17 protein-coding genes are annotated in these 17,335 nt (G+C 42.6%); all 17 read left to right on the forward strand.

The window, feature by feature from the left end:
• The first annotated feature begins 260 nt into the window (after positions 1 to 260).
• Complete coding sequence (locus F3H20_RS13855; protein WP_149735506.1) at positions 261 to 509, forward strand: AbrB/MazE/SpoVT family DNA-binding domain-containing protein; 249 nt, start codon at positions 261 to 263, stop codon at positions 507 to 509.
• A 3-nt stretch (positions 510 to 512) separates the two neighbouring features.
• Positions 513 to 833 carry a type II toxin-antitoxin system PemK/MazF family toxin gene (locus tag F3H20_RS13860; RefSeq protein WP_149735507.1) on the forward strand — a complete coding sequence of 107 codons (321 nt, stop codon included), beginning with the start codon at positions 513 to 515 and terminating at the stop codon, positions 831 to 833.
• Positions 834 to 1,393: 560 nt separating this feature from the next.
• Positions 1,394 to 2,656: a tyrosine-type recombinase/integrase gene (locus F3H20_RS13865; RefSeq protein ID WP_149735508.1), complete on the forward strand. Its 1,263-nt coding sequence runs from the start codon at positions 1,394 to 1,396 to the stop codon at positions 2,654 to 2,656.
• A complete protein-coding gene (locus F3H20_RS13870; RefSeq protein WP_149735509.1) occupies positions 2,637 to 2,933 on the forward strand; it encodes a hypothetical protein in 297 nt (98 codons plus the stop codon). The genes F3H20_RS13865 and F3H20_RS13870 overlap by 20 nt, the downstream gene beginning before the upstream one ends.
• Before the next feature lie 67 nt (positions 2,934 to 3,000).
• Positions 3,001 to 4,431, forward strand: coding sequence for a WG repeat-containing protein (locus F3H20_RS13875; protein WP_149735510.1), 1,431 nt, complete (start codon positions 3,001 to 3,003; stop codon positions 4,429 to 4,431).
• 318 nt (positions 4,432 to 4,749) lie between these two features.
• A complete protein-coding gene (locus F3H20_RS13880; protein ID WP_149735511.1) occupies positions 4,750 to 5,526 on the forward strand; it encodes a polysaccharide deacetylase family protein in 777 nt (258 codons plus the stop codon).
• Between the two features lie 49 nt (positions 5,527 to 5,575).
• Entirely contained in the window at positions 5,576 to 6,118 is a 543-nt protein-coding gene (locus F3H20_RS13885; RefSeq protein WP_149735512.1) for a DUF1007 family protein, read from the forward strand.
• 10 nt (positions 6,119 to 6,128) lie between these two features.
• Complete coding sequence (locus F3H20_RS13890) at positions 6,129 to 6,989, forward strand: HoxN/HupN/NixA family nickel/cobalt transporter (protein WP_149735513.1); 861 nt, start codon at positions 6,129 to 6,131, stop codon at positions 6,987 to 6,989.
• 215 nt (positions 6,990 to 7,204) lie between these two features.
• The gene (locus F3H20_RS13895) at positions 7,205 to 7,801 is read left to right on the forward strand and encodes a LysE family translocator (RefSeq protein WP_149735514.1); all 597 of its coding nucleotides are present in this window, start codon (positions 7,205 to 7,207) and stop codon (positions 7,799 to 7,801) included.
• A 5-nt stretch (positions 7,802 to 7,806) separates the two neighbouring features.
• Positions 7,807 to 8,583, forward strand: coding sequence for a helix-turn-helix domain-containing protein (locus tag F3H20_RS13900; RefSeq protein WP_149735515.1), 777 nt, complete (start codon positions 7,807 to 7,809; stop codon positions 8,581 to 8,583).
• A 257-nt stretch (positions 8,584 to 8,840) separates the two neighbouring features.
• Positions 8,841 to 11,468, forward strand: a complete 2,628-nt coding sequence (locus F3H20_RS13905; protein ID WP_149735516.1) for a phosphoenolpyruvate synthase — start codon at positions 8,841 to 8,843, stop codon at positions 11,466 to 11,468.
• Between the two features lie 159 nt (positions 11,469 to 11,627).
• Entirely contained in the window at positions 11,628 to 12,188 is a 561-nt protein-coding gene (locus F3H20_RS13910; RefSeq protein WP_223191774.1) for an SGNH/GDSL hydrolase family protein, read from the forward strand.
• A gap of 221 nt (positions 12,189 to 12,409) precedes the next feature.
• On the forward strand, positions 12,410 to 13,324 hold the full coding sequence (locus tag F3H20_RS13915; protein WP_149735517.1) for a permease: 915 nt from the start codon (positions 12,410 to 12,412) through the stop codon (positions 13,322 to 13,324).
• Between the two features lie 40 nt (positions 13,325 to 13,364).
• A complete protein-coding gene (locus F3H20_RS13920; protein WP_223191775.1) occupies positions 13,365 to 14,087 on the forward strand; it encodes a TIGR03943 family putative permease subunit in 723 nt (240 codons plus the stop codon).
• Positions 14,088 to 14,203: 116 nt separating this feature from the next.
• A complete protein-coding gene (locus tag F3H20_RS13925) occupies positions 14,204 to 14,758 on the forward strand; it encodes a DUF1648 domain-containing protein (RefSeq protein WP_149735519.1) in 555 nt (184 codons plus the stop codon).
• A gap of 220 nt (positions 14,759 to 14,978) precedes the next feature.
• Positions 14,979 to 16,142: a GGDEF domain-containing protein gene (locus F3H20_RS13930; RefSeq protein ID WP_149735520.1), complete on the forward strand. Its 1,164-nt coding sequence runs from the start codon at positions 14,979 to 14,981 to the stop codon at positions 16,140 to 16,142.
• A gap of 234 nt (positions 16,143 to 16,376) precedes the next feature.
• On the forward strand, positions 16,377 to 17,297 hold the full coding sequence (locus F3H20_RS13935; protein ID WP_149735521.1) for an alpha/beta hydrolase: 921 nt from the start codon (positions 16,377 to 16,379) through the stop codon (positions 17,295 to 17,297).
• The last annotated feature ends 38 nt before the right edge of the window (positions 17,298 to 17,335 follow it).

The following is a 17,335-nucleotide window of genomic DNA, read 5'->3' on the forward strand; positions in this document are numbered from 1 at the left end:
TTTTATTTTCTTGTGCATAAACTATACAACTAAAAAATGTAAAAGATAGTAACATGATAGACATGAATATTAGTATTTTTTTTTAAGGCTAACAGTATTAGGCATCTTATCACCTCTTAGTATTATAATTACAACATAAATTTTACCATAAGAACCCTAACTATTTCCATATGTTTCTCTTGCAAAACCCTAAAATATCTGCTACGATGTGACTACAAAGTAATTACTAAAAGTAAAAAAAAAAAAAGGAGGAATTTCTAATGGAAGTTGATGTAGTTAGAATAGGGAATTCTAAAGGTATCCGCATCCCTGCCAGTATGCTGAAACAATGCGGTATAGACAAAAAGGTGACAGTATCGGTAGATGGTAACAAAATAACATTGACCCCTTCACGCTTGCCTAGACAGGGTTGGGCAGAGGCTTGTAAAAAAGCGGCATCAAGAATACATGAGGATGACCCTGTTATATATGATGATACGATAGACCTTGATAAGTTGGAGGAGCCTTAAACAATGTATGAACAGTATGGTGTTTATTGGGTAGACCTAAACCCAACTAAAGGCGGTGAAATGAATAAGGTTCGGCCTTGTGTTATACTCTCGCCAACTGATGTTAATGACTTTCTATTGACGGTTGTATCAGCACCTATAACAAGCACTGACTTAGGTCTACCTATGCGTTTCAAAGTTAATGTAAAGAATGTAAAAGGATTTGTAGCGTTAGACCAAATGAGAGCCTTAGATAAGTCGCGTTTCTGTGATAAAGTTGGAAGGTTAAATAAGGATGAAATAGAGACTTGCAAGGCTATACTTAAAGAATATTTGATAGACTGACCATATGTCATCCATTAGTATCTATTAGATATGAGGCCCATGTCTGAAAGAGTCTGATGGATGACTTTTGGTTGACTTTGGGTAGTTCTAAGGGTACAGATTCTATAGGACAGCCAAAGACTGTCAAGTGGTTTACCTTTACACTACCCAATGTCCACCCATCGTACACCTCTTGATACTCTCATTCCCTCATAGACAAAACTATTGTCACGATATTGTCACATAGTAACCTATGGACACCGTAAGAACCTAGAGAATACAAGGGATACAAGCCAATAGAGCCACGGTTTACCTAACCTAGAGCGTACGTATAGTATCTGAAGGAATGACCGGGGGAGGCCCAAAGTAATCTCTGTGTATATTGGAAATGGACACCCACCGGGGGAAATTTTGAATCGGTCAAGTCGATTGATACCCTTTCACAATTTTTACTGGAAATTCCCTTAGAATACTTTTAGTCATAAAACACGGAGTTTCTTTGTCAACAGACCTTGAGTTTCAATGTCACTTTTGATATAATATTAGTACAAGCATTGAATATCAAGGAGGATGCTGATAATATGGCAAATGTAGAACCTATGGAACTCCAAGAGGAGAAAACCACAAAGAAAATCAACCGTACTCGTAAGAAGGGAGACGGTGGTGTCCAAGAGATTGCTCCGGGTAAATTCAGAGCCTTCTTAGACATCGGGACAGAGACAGTAGTAATTGATGGTAAGGTGAAGACCAAAAGGAAACGTAAGACCTTCACCGGGAAGTCTCAGACAGAAGTCATTAAGATGCTCAATAAGTACAAGGCAGAGCAACTCAAGGGTAATCTAGTAGCCGACTCTAAGACCACCTTTGCGGAGTACATTCAGCGGTGGATGGATATGCGAGAGGACAACATCAAAGCCACTACCAAAAGAGGCTATAAGTACATGACCGAATATCACATCATACCGTCTTTAGGTTCCATGAGAATCCAAAAGATAACCGTAGCGAACCTGAATGACTACTTCAAGAAGAAACTAAAAGAAGGACTGTCTGCTTGTTCAGTGGTCAAGCATAGAGCCTTGATACATAGTGTCTTTGAATTAGCGGTCACAGAGAACGCAGTTCAGAGTAATCCTGTACCGAGATGTATGGAGATTCTAGTAAGACACCCAGAGGCCCAAGCGTTGACCGAGGAGCAAATAAAGGCTCTCATGTCTACCGCAAGGGAAGTCTACGAGAAACACAAGGGCCACGGCAATAAGATGTACCAGATATTCCATTTGGTACTCACAGCGTTAGCCACAGGATTCCGTAGAGGAGAAATAGCGGGTCTCACATGGGATTGTCTCAATGAAACTGAGAATACTATTACTGTCAAGCAGAATCTTATAGAGGTCAAGGGAGGAGCCAGATTAGACACTCCTAAGACAGTGAAGTCACAAAGGACTATTGCAGTAGACCCAAGTGTGATACAATATCTAAAGGAACTCGATGATGGTAAGTCGGATTTCATCTTTCATACGAAGACCGGGAACCACTTGACCTTATCGAATGTTCATAGAGCCTTTAAGTTGTTAGTGAAACAGGCTGGACTTCCAAAGGAGACCAGATTCCACGATTTAAGACATACTCATGCGACCTTATTGATAAACAAGGGTATAGACTATAAAGCCGTATCAGAACGCCTTGGTCACAGTAATGTATCAGTGACATTGAACCGCTATACACACGCTGTAAGTGGAACAGACAGAAAGGCCGCAAACCTAATGTCTTCGGTCATTTTCGAGTCTGAAAATACGAGCGAGCAGCGGTCTGAAGAGGCCCGAAATGAAGGCGAAAACGTGTGACATTTTTGTGACAATGAATTGGCAAGAACGTACAAAAACGAAAATTAACGGAGAACACGATGACCACGAACCCAGTAAAATCAACGATTGCGGCATATATAAACATGCCAAAAGTGGTCGCAAGCGTTTTCCTAAACCGTTGGTCGGTGGTTCGAGTCCTCCCAGGCGCACCAATTATGGATATACTTACGGCAAGGCATCAGATTTTCTGAGCCTTGCCGTTTGTGTTCTCGGTAGCTTACTACTTTATATATTTAATTTGGCAGGTTTTTTGTAATTCTGGATGAAATAAAATCAGGGGAGTCCTTATTTGACAAATAAATATAGGAAAGAAGTGGTTGATTTTGCAATTTAATAAAAAGGTAGTATGTTTTAGTTTTATCTTGATTCTATTTATTTCAAGTGTCGGAATAAATGTTTATGCCGATGAAAAACAAAATCTTAAATTTGATGAGGCTCGTTCTTTCTCCGAGAACTTAGCAGCAGTTAAAATAAATGGGAAATGGGGGCTTATCGATTTAAAGGGTAATTTTGTTGTACCTGCCGAATATGAAAATATAAGTTTTTATAAAGGAACTGCAATCATTAAAATTGCTGGCCAGTATGGAGTAATCAGTACGTCGGGAAAGGAAATTATTCCTGCTCAATATGAGGAAATAACTTATTGCAAAGATTGGCGGAATACACCTCAGAATGAGCTTCTTGCTGTGAAGCAGGGAGGGAAATGGGGTGTTTATAGTACAACTGGCAGGCAAATTGTTCCGGTATTTTATGATAAAATCGAAATTAATTTTAACAGAACAATTAATGTGGTTCTAAATAGCAAGGTGGGCCTGTTGGATGAGTCGGGTCATACGATAATTCCTGTTGGGTATAATTTTATTTCAAGTTCTTTACAGTGGGATGAAAAAGATCCAGTAAAAAACCTTTCCGTAGTACGGCAGGGCGATAAATGGGGTATTGCTGATCGAAGCGGGAAGGAACTTATTCCGGTAGTATATGACCGAGTAAGCATGGGAACTAACTTAATTAGGGTTCAGAAAGATAAGAAATTTGGATTTATCAATTATCGGGGACAAGAAGTAATTCCTCTAAAATATGATGAGGACTGGAGATATGCGGGGTATTATTATTTCAGTGAAGGACTGGCCGCGGTATCTGTTGCTGGGAAATGGGGCTATATTGACGAAAGGGATAGAACGGTCATTCCTTTTGAGTATGATAGTGGACATCCTTTTAAGGACGGTCTAGCAGTAGTTGCACTTAATAAAAAAGAAGGGTTGATTAATAAAGAAAATAAAGTCATTATTCCACTACAATATGATAATCTTTATTATTTAGCACAGCTTTATAATGGTTCGACAATGTATGCTGGAGACAATTTGATTATTGTAAAATTGAATAGTAAGGAAGGTGTTTTTGATACTGACGGTCAAGAAATTATTCCTTTAAAGTATGATTACATAAGTTCAATTGGTGATGGATTATTTAAAGTGCAATTAGACAACAAGTATGGAGTTATTGATAAAACAGATAAAGTTGTGATACCGATACAAAGCAAAGTATATGAGTATATTATTTATGATGATAGTAAAAACTTTAGAGTTTTTGGTGAGGGGAAATGGAAGTTTTATAAACAAAATGGGGATCAATTAATTTCAAACGAGTATGACTACGCATTACCATTTGCCCATGGATTAGCACCAATAAAAGTAAATGACAAATGGGGATATGTAGATATGAAAGGAAAATTAACTTCTTGGAGCTATCAATGAGTAAAGTGACTTTGTGCTAGTAGATAGAACAAGGTATTTTATATCATTGCGTAGTTCTCCCGGCGCATCAACTATGAATAATATTTACGGCAAGGCATCAGATTCTCTGAGCCTTGCCGTTTTTATCTCTGAAACTTAACGAACTCTAATTTAAACCTCAAAAAGGGGACGGCTTCATTGACGCCCTGCATTAAGCTGTGCCAATATATAAAAACATTTTATGCTTAATAGGAATATTCCTATTTTCAAGAAATACATGCAGTTGTATAATAAACAAGGACACATTAGCTAAAGCCACTATTTAGGAGAAAATATTTTATGTTTTCACGTCGGCAGTTTCTGAAACTTGGTTTCGGTGCGATGGGCACTGCAGCCGGATTGTCATTTCTTTGGGAATATGAAGGTCTGAATCAGAGTATTCCGGTATTACTGTACCATCGAATTGGCCAGGAAGATAATCCGTATACAATTACGGCTGAACATTTTGAGTCAAACGTTAAGGCCTTGTCTCAGGAAGGCTATGCGACCTTATCGCTTAATCAGGTTCAGCAAATCATCCAGCATAAAGCGGTTGTACTACCGGAGAAACCTTTGATCATTACTTTTGATGACGGCTATCTGGACAATTATCTCTATGCGTTTCCCATATTGCAAAAATATTCTATGGTTGCAAGCTTTTACATTATTACCGGTATTATTGGACAAGCTGATCGCTTAACTATACCGCAAATGCGGGAAATGCAAGCTGCCGGTATGGACTTTGGGTCGCATACGGTGACGCATCGCTTACTGGGTACGCTTTCCGTCGAGGAGGTTAAAACTGAATTAGCGCAATCAAAGGTTACGCTTGAACAAATAGTAGGCGGCAAAGTAAACTTTATTGCCTATCCCGGCGGAAGTTATTCCGGCGATACTTTGCAGATAGCGCAAGAAGCCGGCTATTTGGCCGGATGGTCTACCCGCTTGGGCGTGGAAACCTTTAAGCATCCCTTTACGTTAAAGAGAATTCCGATCTTTCATCATGACCAAACCCGTTCGATTTCTTATATTCTCTTAAAAAAGGGATTCATACCGGGGCTGCTATTCAATCTATAGTTGGCTAGTAAAGGCTAATGACATTTTATCCATCGGGAGAGAACAACTCATGAAAATTTGGCTTATGGCACTACTCTGTAGCTTCATAGTTACTTTGCCGGTCAGCGCACATCCCCATGTGTTTATTACGCCGAAAGCGACGATTGTCATCAGTAATCACGCTGTTTCTCAGATCAATGTGGAATGGGATTTTGATGATATGTCATCCGCTTTATTTAAAGAAAGCAGCGGCTCCGACAGCGCGGCCATCTGGAATTTAGTGTTTCCGCAAATGCAGCTATTGGTGAATGGCAGCCAGGCGCCTCGTTCCGGCTATTATACATATCTTGAAATAGACGGCAAGCCTTATCCTAATCTTATGCCGGCATATTTTCAAACAACCTTTGTAGATGGCATTTTACAATGCCGTTTTACCTTATTTATCAATCAGAGTATCAATCACAGCTTAACCTTACGTTTTGATGATCCTACTATTTATAATCAATTCGATATGTATCCCGGTAACTTCCAAATAGATAATCAAAGTGCTCAACCGGTTAGCTTAGAACAACGCAGCGAATATGGTATCGACAAAATTTATGTTTCATTTTAGGTGAAAAGTTATGAAAACTAAGCATTTTATTGTATGTATCGTTTGCGGCTTATTTCTATATGGTATAATTTATTTCTTGGGTAATACGCTGCATTCTCTTTTAATGCCAGTCAATCTGTTTATCGAGCATAATCCGTATTTACGGTTTCTTAGCAAACTGCAGCAGGAAATGAACCATCAGATAGCCTTGACCGTAAAAGAATTACAGGCGCAAACGAATCTTCGCTTACTTGCCTCCCTGCTGGGGTTATCATTTGTTTATGGAGCCTTACATGCCTTGGGGCCTGGGCACGGGAAAACATTGCTTTCTACCTGGATTCTTGCCAAGCAGCGCAGCGTAAAGGAAGTATGCTTTGTTTCCCTTGCTGCCGCTTTGTTGCATGCCTTGTCAGCAACTTCTATTATAGCAGTCACGTATCTCATATTAGGGAAATATGCTTCACTGAGCACACAGCAGTTGAATGTCGATCTGCAACTGGTTGCTGCTATCTTGATTATTGGAATCAGCCTTAACACGTTATATACGGTTATGCAAACAAAGCAAACCAGTAACTTGGCAACCAAACGTCCTGGCCATCCGGCCTGGATTGCCTGTTCGGTTGGTTTGGTTCCCTGTCCGGTAACCAGTGTAATTTTCATCTTCTGCCTGACCTTACACCTTGCATGGCTGGGACTTCTACTCGTTAGTGCCTTTGCCGGTGGAATGGGCATCGCCCTGCTGGCTATTTCTTATACGGTATGGAAAATAAAAAAGGAAGCGGTCATGGCTCCCTATCCTAACTTACAATATTTTGTTGAAAAGCCGTTGCCTATTTTAGGTTCACTGACTCTTCTTGGTGTGGGCGTAATTTACTTATGCGCTTTGCTATAAAAGTAGCTTAAATTGAAAAAGCCTTCTCGCAAGCAGACCGTAAGGGGATAATCCCGTCTCAAAAACACGGAAACAGGCTCTTGTTTCACTTTGCAAGAGCTGTTCTGGCTTTCTTAGAAGGGATAAATGGGCAAGCAAATGCTGCAATAATATACTATACCGATTCATTTTCCTGATGTAATATTCATGATAACAACCTGTAAGGAGCTTGTGTCATGAATATTACATCCTTTTTAATATATTGCGTTATCGTAACGTTTACACCGGGGCCGACCAATATTGTTATATTGTCTACGGTGCATGGTTGCGGAGTAAAAAAGGCGATGGAATATACCTATGGAGCAACGCTTGCCTTTGGCGCCTTACTGGCCGGTTCTGCTATATTAAATACCATGCTCGCGGCGGTAATACCTAAGGTTTTACTGATCATGCAGAGCATGGGGACTTTTTATATTTTGTATTTGGCTTATCAGATATACAAAATGGATACAGCAGGATCAACGGCAAGGCAAGCTGCCACCTTCCGGTCAGGATTTATTATGCAGTTTGTAAATCCCAAGGTGGTGTTGTTTACCATGACGGTCATCCCGGGTTTTGTTATGCCATATTACACAGAACCGCAGCTACTATCAATATTTGTTGCAGTAATTACCGTTATTGGTTTTTTAGCCTTTGTCACCTGGGTGCTTTTTGGGGCGATTTTTAAAGAGTTTTTGATAAGGCATCAGAAGCCGGTTAATATCAGTATGGCCCTGTTTTTAATCTATTCTGCTATAATGGGGTCAGGACTAGTTGAGCTTGTTGGGAGATGACCGATATGGAAAAGTTCATATATAAAAAATCATCCGAGGTTACGGCGCTATCAGCGAGCTTTACCGATTTCACCTATAAAAAGCATTGCCATGAAGAATATGCCTTGGGTGTAACCTTGCGCGGCATTCAACAATATAATTTAGACGGTAGTTTTCAGTCGTCCTATGAGAGTGGGGTTATGCTGTTTAATCCTGAACAGATTCATGACGGGAGAGCCCATGACCGTACGGGAATTGATTATGTTATGCTGTATATTGAACCGAGACTGTTTTTAGATATCCTGGGGAAAAAGGAGCTAGTCCGGTTTGCCTCTCCCATTGTCTATCATCAAGCTCTGCGGAATAGTATTTTAAAGCTTTCCCGCGCCATTCTAAGTGAGGGCGAGGAAGCTTTGTGCAGTGAATTGCTCCTGTCTCTGGTAGATAACTTTAATCGGATTAAGCTTTATACTGACTGCCGAAAAGATAGTAAGCTAATTAAAAAAGCAAAGGAAATGATTTATTCTAAATTAGCAGATGTATTGAGCCTTGATGAAATTTCCCAAGAGCTTGCTATGTCAAAGTTTCAGTTTATCCGGTTATTTAAAGCGAATACGGGAATCTCACCCTATCAATTTTTTATATTTAGCAAGGTCAATCGTGCCAAGCAATTACTGGAGAAAAACAAAGATATTTATTCAGCCATCGCAGAATGTGGCTTTGTCGATTTATCTCATTTAAATAAGCATTTCAAAAAGATTTATGGCATAACGGCATTTGAGTATAAAGCCCATTTAAATTAGTGTAAATTATTGATTTCCCGGCTATCACTTTACTGATGATTAGAAAAACATAAATAATAGTATATTTAATCCTCTTTGTAGAGTTTGGCAAAGGGGATTATTTTATTTCAGGCATATTTGATGGAAGGGTTTCATGCCGGAAAGAACTTAATTTATATAGCCGATACTTTTGCTCTGACTAGAAGCTAAAATATGTAATATACTAAGGATAGATCAATCAGCATAGCCGGTTAAAAATCGCGTAAAGGTGGTTGGGTATGAAGCCATATGTACTTTTTTTTCATCAAATAGATGCCTCAAGTCTTAGCTATGTTGGCGGAAAGGGGGCTAACCTGGGTGAGATGACGCAGGCCGGCTTTCCTGTACCCGGCGGATTCTGTATAACGACCTTTGCCTATAAAGACTTTATAGAAACCAGTATGGAAATGGCAGCTTTTTTTACTGTGCTAGACCAAATTGAACTGGCCGACTTAGAGCAAGTGAGAGTAATCGCTCAGCAGATAAGGACCCATATAGAGCAAATACCTATCCCGCTTTCGATTAAGACTGCTATTATTCAGGCCTGGACAAAACAGGGAGCGGAAAATTTTTACGCCGTCAGGTCCAGCGCAACGGCAGAAGACTTACCTGGCGCATCCTTTGCCGGTCAGCAGGATACTTATCTAAACGTGAAAGGTCAGGAAGAACTGCTGCGGCACGTCAGAAAATGCTGGGCCTCGCTGTTTACGGACCGCGCCATCGTGTATCGAGCCAAGAATGGTTTTGACCACCGGAACATCTATCTGTCTGTAGTCGTTCAGCAACTGATACGCCCCGATACGGCTGGCATCATGTTCACCGCCGACCCGGTAAATGGTAATCGCACGGTTGTTTCCATTGATGCCAGTTTTGGTTTAGGTGAAGCACTTGTCTCGGGGCAGGTGTCTGCTGATTTATATAAAGTAAAAAACAGTCATATTGTCAGTAAGAAGCTAGCGAAAAAGAAATTAGCCATTTATGCATTACCGGAAGGCGGTACGGTCACCAAGGAGATTCCGCCGGAACAACAGGAACGGCAAGCTCTCAGTGACAGGCAAATCAGTGAGCTGGCGGTGCTCGGCAAAAAGATTGAGCAACACTATGGCGTACCTCAGGATATTGAATTTTGTGTGGCAGAGGATGAAATATATATTGTCCAGAGCCGGCCGATTACCACCCTTTATCCCCGGCCGGATATGCCGCAGCGGCCTTTGCGGGTGTTGCTGTCTTTTGGCCATATTCAAATGGCAACGAATGCAATGAAGCCATTGGGCTTATCGGTATTACAGCATATATTTCCGGCAAGTGTCTTTACCCTTGCCGGGGGAAGGGTGTTTATTGATCTTACGGATATTTTGCATAATCCGATAGCCCGTAAGATTGTTCCGTCAGTGCTTAAAAATGTAGACGAAAGCATGAGCCGGGCTGTGGCAGCGGTCACTTCGCGTCCGGACTTTCTTGAGGAAAGCCACTCTTCTCATAATACAGCATTCTCGTCCGTTAGAAAAATTGCAGTTCCTATCTTAAGGAAGGGATGGAAAGTTCTTCGTTCCGGTAACCTGGAACATGTTCTGGACGAGGTAGCAATATATACCCGGGAACACCAAAAGGGGATACAACAAGCACTTAATGGAAAACAGGGGGCCGAACGGATCATCATTGTTCAAAAGCAATTGAAAACTCTTTTACTCGATATTCTACATAACCTGATTCCTTATGTCTTTCCCGGCATCATATCCGTTTTTATGCTGAAAAAGGCAATTACTCATCGTTTGGGCCATGATGATGAGATTAGTAAATTGAATAAGTCACTTCCCCACAATGTGACAAGTGAGATGGGGCTGGAGCTGGGCGATCTTGCCGATCTGCTGAGGGAACTGCCGGCGGTCCGGGAATATCTCAAAAAAGCTAATGATCAAACCTTTTATTCCGGACTTGACGGTATAGAGGGTGGCGAAACCTTTAGACGTGCTTTTGCCGAGTTCATGGACAAGTACGGGATGAGGTGTCCCGGTGAGATTGATATGACCGTCACACGCTGGTATGAAGCGCCTACAAGGTTAATCTCCGCATTGTTCAGTCATCTGCAAAGTCTGCGGGCCGGCGAACATCGGCTGCGATTTGCCGAAGGACAAAAGGAAGCCGAGGCAGCGATGCATACTGTGTTAGACTCGGTAAAGGGGAAATATTTTAGAAGTAAAATCATTAAACGGCTGATTGCTGTTTACCGTCAGTTAGGCGGACTGCGTGAGCAACATAAGTATATCCTCATTGCCGTGATGGGTGAATGCAAAAAAGCCATTATGGAGGAAGCTGATCTCCTTGTGCAGCGAGGCATACTGCGGGAAAGCCAGGACGTATGCTTCCTGACACTGGATGAACTGGTTAATCTTTTGCAGCACAATTATGCGGGAAATGTTGATGACCTGATTGCTAAGCGCAAGGAAGAACACGAGCGGTATCAAAAATTGAAGCCGCCGCGAGTCATGACAAGCGAGGGCGAAATTGTTATTGTTCCTCTTAACAAAAAAAATGTCGCAGCCGGAATGATCGTCGGCAGTCCTGTTTCCGCAGGAGTGGTGGAAGGGATTGCCCGCGTTATCCTTAGGCCGGAGAGTGCTATTTTGAGGGAAGGGGAAATTCTGGTGGCACCCCATACTGACCCAGGCTGGACCCCGCTCTTTCAATCTGCCGTTGCGGTTATAACCGAAGTCGGCGGCTTAATGACCCATGGGGCGGTGGTTGCCCGCGAATATGGCATTCCCGCGGTAGTAGGTGTTGATGATGCCACAACCTTAATTAAAGATGGAGAAAAAATAAGGGTTAACGGAGATTTGGGTTACATTGAAATTCTAGGGAACCGCTGATTTAATGAGCCCGCAGGTCTGACAAGGGACTTTGGCTGGCAAGGAAGTAAAACCGCAGGAATAGTAGCCCTATTCAAAAAATGACCCTCCCTGGTTCCCCCGGTTAGAGGAAATCAAATAACCGGCGTATAAATCTATTGGATAGATTTTAAAAGGAGGGTGATTGCTATTCACACAGTGAAAATAGTTGCCATGGGTGATTCAGTAACCTATGGTTTTCCCTATATGCCGGAGCAATCGTGGCTTTACTTTGCGGCTAAGGAACTGGCAATAGAACAGGTCAACAGCGGAAGTAACGGCGATACCACCAGCGGTATGCTCAGTCGCTTTACCCGCGATGTATGCAGACACAAGCCATCTCATGTCATCATCATGGGCGGAACGAATGACGCTTATGAAGGCCTGGAGGTCAGCCAGGTTGTTGGCAATATCAACAAGATGGTACAACTGGCTAGAGACAATCAGATTACTCCGATAATTGGTCTCCCGATACCGTGCAATGACTGGTCGGCTGAAATCTTGTTAGGGGAATACAGAGAAGCTATGCAGGAGTATGCTGTTAACAATGGCCTGATATATATTGACTTCTATGCAGCCCTGGTTGATGAAGAGACTGCCGAAATAAAGTCCGGACTGCATTGTGACGGTGTGCATCCCAATGAGGCCGGTTACGGGGTTATGGCTGACATCGCTTTTAGGGCACTTCAGAAATTGTTATAACAGCTATGGTGCATGGTACTGTGAAAAACGGTGTGGGCAATAGATACATACATCCGGCAAGGCTTCAGAATTCCTGAACCTTGCCATTTTGCGGTTTAAATAGGGTATATAGTTAGAGGAGATTTTTTTTATTGTAGAAAGCAGGAAATTCTTGACACATTTAAAAAGGACGATAATAATTAGTTGTGTTACTTGCTTACCATCTAAGGAGCTAAACTAATATGTGGCAAAATCTTTCCAATTTCAAAGTCATCTTTTTAGGTATTCTCCTCGACGCATTACCTTTTATCTTAGTTAGCGTACTTGTTTCTTCTATTCTGCACAATTTTATTTCGGAAAAAATAATTCAAGAGTCATTGCCTAAAAAGAAGAGCTACAATATTTTGCTGGCCTGCTGTTTGGGCCTCATCTTTCCGGCCTGTGACTGCGGCATGGTGCCGATTGTCCGGCGGTTAGTGCAGAAAGGAGTACCGCTTTACTCGGCCATCGCCTTTTTATTATCCGCCCCGATTATCAATCCGGTTGTGGCATTTTCTACATTTTACGCGTTTAACAGTTTGGAAATAGCCTTTTTTCGATTATTCATCGCCTTTTTGGTAGCTTCCGGGACAAGCTTGCTCATTGACCGATTGTTTAAACAAGTCCCGTTAAACAGTGAAAACCCGGCGATTAGTCACGGTTGTGAATGCCATTCCCATGATCATAATCATCAAAAAGCTTGGAAAGAAAAGTTACTCAGTGTGGTAGATGACGCTTGCAGTGAATTTTTTGAAATGGGTAAATTCTTGATTTTTGGGTCGGCCATTGGCGCGGCGGTACAAACCTTTCTGCCGCGGGAATTTTTGCTGGCCATTGGCCACTCACCGTTATTATCCGTTGTGGTGATGGTCCTGTTTGCCTTTACCATTTCCGTTTGTTCATCAGCCGATGCTTTTATTGCCTCTTCCTTTATCAGCAGTTTTTCCACCCAGTCTTTACTTGCCTTCATGGTCTTTGGTCCGATGATTGATATAAAAAACTTGTTTATGCTGCTTCATACGTTTCCCTTACGGTTTGTCATCACCTTAATTACCATTGTTGTATTTCTTTGTTTATTAGGCAGTTATATCTATCCGATAGCAACTTTTGAGTTTTGAAACGGGGTTATACGATATGTCATCTGCGGTCAGGGATCTAATGATCAGAGTCGCTATATTACTGGGGTTTTTTGTTTTCTTATATAAGCTTGTCTACACAAATGAAATCATACTATATATTCATCCCCGCTTTACCGGCTTTATCGAGAGTGCCTGTGCTTTATTTTTCCTCATGCTGTTGAGGCAGTGCTGGAAATTCAAAAAAACAAAAGAGCTTCGCGAAAGCCACTCTTGTTTTCATGACAAGATTCTGAACTATTTGCCCTTCATCCTTACGCTGTTGGTTGCTTTCCTGCTGCCTAACGCTGATCTTAATGCCAATATGGTCAATAACCGGGGTCTGAACAGTAACCTTACCAATAAATCTTCCAGCGAGGAGTATCGCAATGAGCTGCAGCAGGCAACCTTTGTTAAAATAACCGATAGTAATTTCCTTGGCGTTCTTAGAGAACTTACCTATCATCCGGAGGAAAACACCGGAAAAAGTATAGAACTAAAGGGCTTTGCCTATAAAAGCAATGACGAATTGCCTGGCAGTACATCCTTAGTTAGATATGTGGTCGGCTGCTGCGCGGCTGATGCCTATCCTTACGGTATTATCTGTGAAACAGAGGAGCCCGATAGCCTTACGGAAGGTGCCTGGTATGAAGTGCAAGGCACTCTGCAAACCAGGCAGGTAAACGGCAGGAATATTCCCGTTATCCATGTCACCTGGGTTGCGGCGATTGACCGGCCAGCCTGTCCGTACATTTTCCCCAATTAAAGAAAAAGCGGCCTCTCGGGGCTATCGAATTGTCTATATTGGCAGCTTTTTTACGCTCTCAAGCAAGAGGCTTGTCTTGGGCCGATATAAGTAAATTAGTAAAGAGGAGGACGGCCATGGCAATGCAAGAGGTCAAAGAAATGCTCCGTAAAATCTTAACTTTAGAACTGGCAGCTTTGGTTTTGGTGATCATTAGTTTTGATTTAGCTATGTTTGCTTATCCGTCGCTTCCCAATGTTTTCCCGATTCACTTTGACTTTTCCGGTACTCCGAATGGCTGGAGTAGAAAATCGTGGTTTGCTGTGCTCGCCTTGCCTTTAACCCAGTTAGGATTATTTATTTTTGTGACTATTTTGACCTGGTGGTGTGTCAATTCAAAACGGGCACTGGCATATCTTAATTTGCCGAAAGTCGATAGGAACAGAGTATTGCAACTGCCGGATGAAAAACAAGAAAAAATTAGACTGCTTAGTACTATTTCTATTAACGTGATCAATTTTTTTACCTTGCTCTTTTCTACTATTATCAACTATCAAATACTTCAGGCTGGAATAGCGGGAAGAAGTCCCTCCATGTTCTGGACCTTTATGGCTGTGATATTTTGTTTTGTAGGCGGTTTTATTTTCGTGAGAAAAATCGTTTCGGCAGTAGAAGATATAGTAAATTTGTGAGCGTGTTCTCATTGTGTTTAGTGAATAAGTAGTGGTGCCAATATGAATTCTGAGGCCAGCAGCCTTACCCGGTCTTAAGATAAAAGCTATGAACGAATTTTATCAAGGCAAGCAGAGTATACGAACTTTTCCAGTGGTAATATCCATCAGCTTATGGTATTATTCGGAAAAGAAGCAGGTTACGAGGCACAGGTGCAAGTAGATGACTGAGGTGAGCTAGTTGTTTTCGTTGGACATATATACCATTTATTTTCTTACTTTTCTAGGCAATTTCTTTATGTTTTTGATGCTGGTCATTTTTGCTCAAACGACCGGTTTTGACGGTTTAATGCGGCATTACATCTATGGAAAGCTGCTGCAAACCTTAGGCGGAGCCCTGGGGCTTTTCCGGGGATTGGTGCCGGTTGATTTTTCGATTATTATGGGCAATAGTCTTATTTTTCTCGGTGTTGCTGTCGAGGTCTATTGTATTGTTCATGTCGGCAGGATACCGCTTAACAAGTCGATCAAGCGGTGGCGCTACGTGGTGGCCGGAATTATTGCAGGCTTCACTTTGCTTTATTTGGCAGGGGCTACCATGGGTGTCAGGGTTTTTGTCAGTGCCATGATTTTAGCGATATATTCACTTGTGGCAGCGGCCGGCCTTTTCTTTCGTAGTGATGCTACTAAATTGCGCAAGATACTGGCGTTGTTTTTTGTAGCCCTGGCCGCTTACCAGGTTCTAAGAGCCCTGGACGCATGGCCGCGGGGTGAGCATTATGTATTATTTGCCACGTCGTCGTCTCAGGCCATTTCTTTTGTAAGCTTGTATATACATATGCTGATCAGCACTATGGCCTATTTGCTGGTTAGCCGTGAGGTTATAGATATCAAGCTGAAGGAAGCGGCTACCAAAGACTATCTGACCGGGATTTATAACCGGCGGCAATTTATCCAACTGGCGGAAAAGCTTGTTTCGTTAATGATCCGGCAGCAAAAGCCGGTTACTGTATTTATGATTGATTTCGACTATTTTAAGACGATTAATGACACCTATGGACATGCCGTGGGTGATAATGTGTTGGTGCAGTTTAGCCGGGGAACGGAGGCGATAATTCGCCAGGAGGACTTGTTTGGCCGGTACGGCGGGGAAGAGTTTATTGTTTTTTCCCCCAATACCTCTACGGCAGAGACCTTAATGATCGGACAAAGGATCAGGGAGGTTTGCGCGATAAGCTCCAATAACAATCCGGACATTCCAAAGCATACGGTAAGTATCGGCACAGCTACGATGATTCCTGAGACTTATGCCGATCTTGAGTATTTAATCAGACAGGCCGACCAGGCTTTGTTCCAGGCAAAAAGAAACGGGCGGGATCAAATCGTTCAAGCAGATATTGAATAGGTGAATAAACAAGGGGGTTGCAAAGGTCTTTGGGAAAGGGCCATGCGGCCCCCTTGCTTATTTGCTGTAACGTTCATTAGTAAGGCCAAGAAGCGCTACAGTAAGTTCTGGACAACTTGCAGAAATGTATTCACATATGGCAGTTTCGTTTATTTCTATGTTGCTTCCCGTTTGCTATGATAAATCTATCAGCAGGTGGTAGAAAACAGTCCAAACCTGAAAGGAGCTTATGAAATGAAATCTGTTAAAATCAAGAACATGTATTGGGATATTGCGGCCCATGTTTATGTACCCGATAACTTTAGCGAGCAAGGTAAATATCCGGCGATTATCAGTGCCCATCCTATCGGTAGCTGCAAGGAACAGACCGCAGGCAGTGTGTACGGTGCTGCGCTGGCCAAAGAAGGGTTTGTCGTCGTTGCGTTTGATGCCAGCTTTCAGGGAGAGAGCGGTGGAGAACCGCGCTATCTGGAAGATCCGGTGCTGCGGGTCGAAGATTTTCGGGTGGTTGTCGACTATTTGGTGACCCTTCCCTATGTAGACGAGGAACGAATTGGTGTGCTTGGCATATGCGGCGGTGGCGGCTACTCCATCAACGCAGCGATGACCGAACGCCGCATTAAGGCGGTGGGTACCGTTACCGGCGTAAACTATGGCCGTCTGATGCGTGAGGGCTTTAGTGGTTTCAATCCCATTGGGTTCATGGAAACCGTTGCCAAGCAACGTACGGCTGAGGTCCGTGGCGCGCAGCGGCGTGTGGATGATTTGCTGCCTGCTTCACCGGAAGCGGCGCGGCAAAACGGTCTGCTCGAAATAGACGTGTATGAGGCAACCGAATATTACCGCACTTCGCGGGGAGAAAAGCCAAACGGGGCAAACCGCACGCTGTTTTCCCATCAAGCTGCCGCGATAAGCTGGGATGCCTTTCATCTGGCAGAGGTATTGCTTACGCAACCGCTCTTAGTGGTGGTGGGCGACAAAGTCGGAGCCTTCGGCGCTTACCGGGATGGCTGTGAAATCATTGGCCGGGCCCGGTCTGCTAAGAAGGAATTGGTCGTAGTCGAAGGATTTTCGCACTATGATCTGTACGATAAGCCGGAACCGGTGAACAAGGCCTTGGCGAAGCTGATTCCTTTTTATAAAGAAAATCTGTAAGGATAATGATTGATATTAGTTTATTAAAAAGGAGTTTC

Origin of the sequence: Propionispora hippei DSM 15287 (assembly GCF_900141835.1) — a bacterium.
In the GTDB taxonomy this organism is placed as follows: Bacteria; Bacillota; Negativicutes; order Propionisporales; family Propionisporaceae; genus Propionispora; species Propionispora hippei.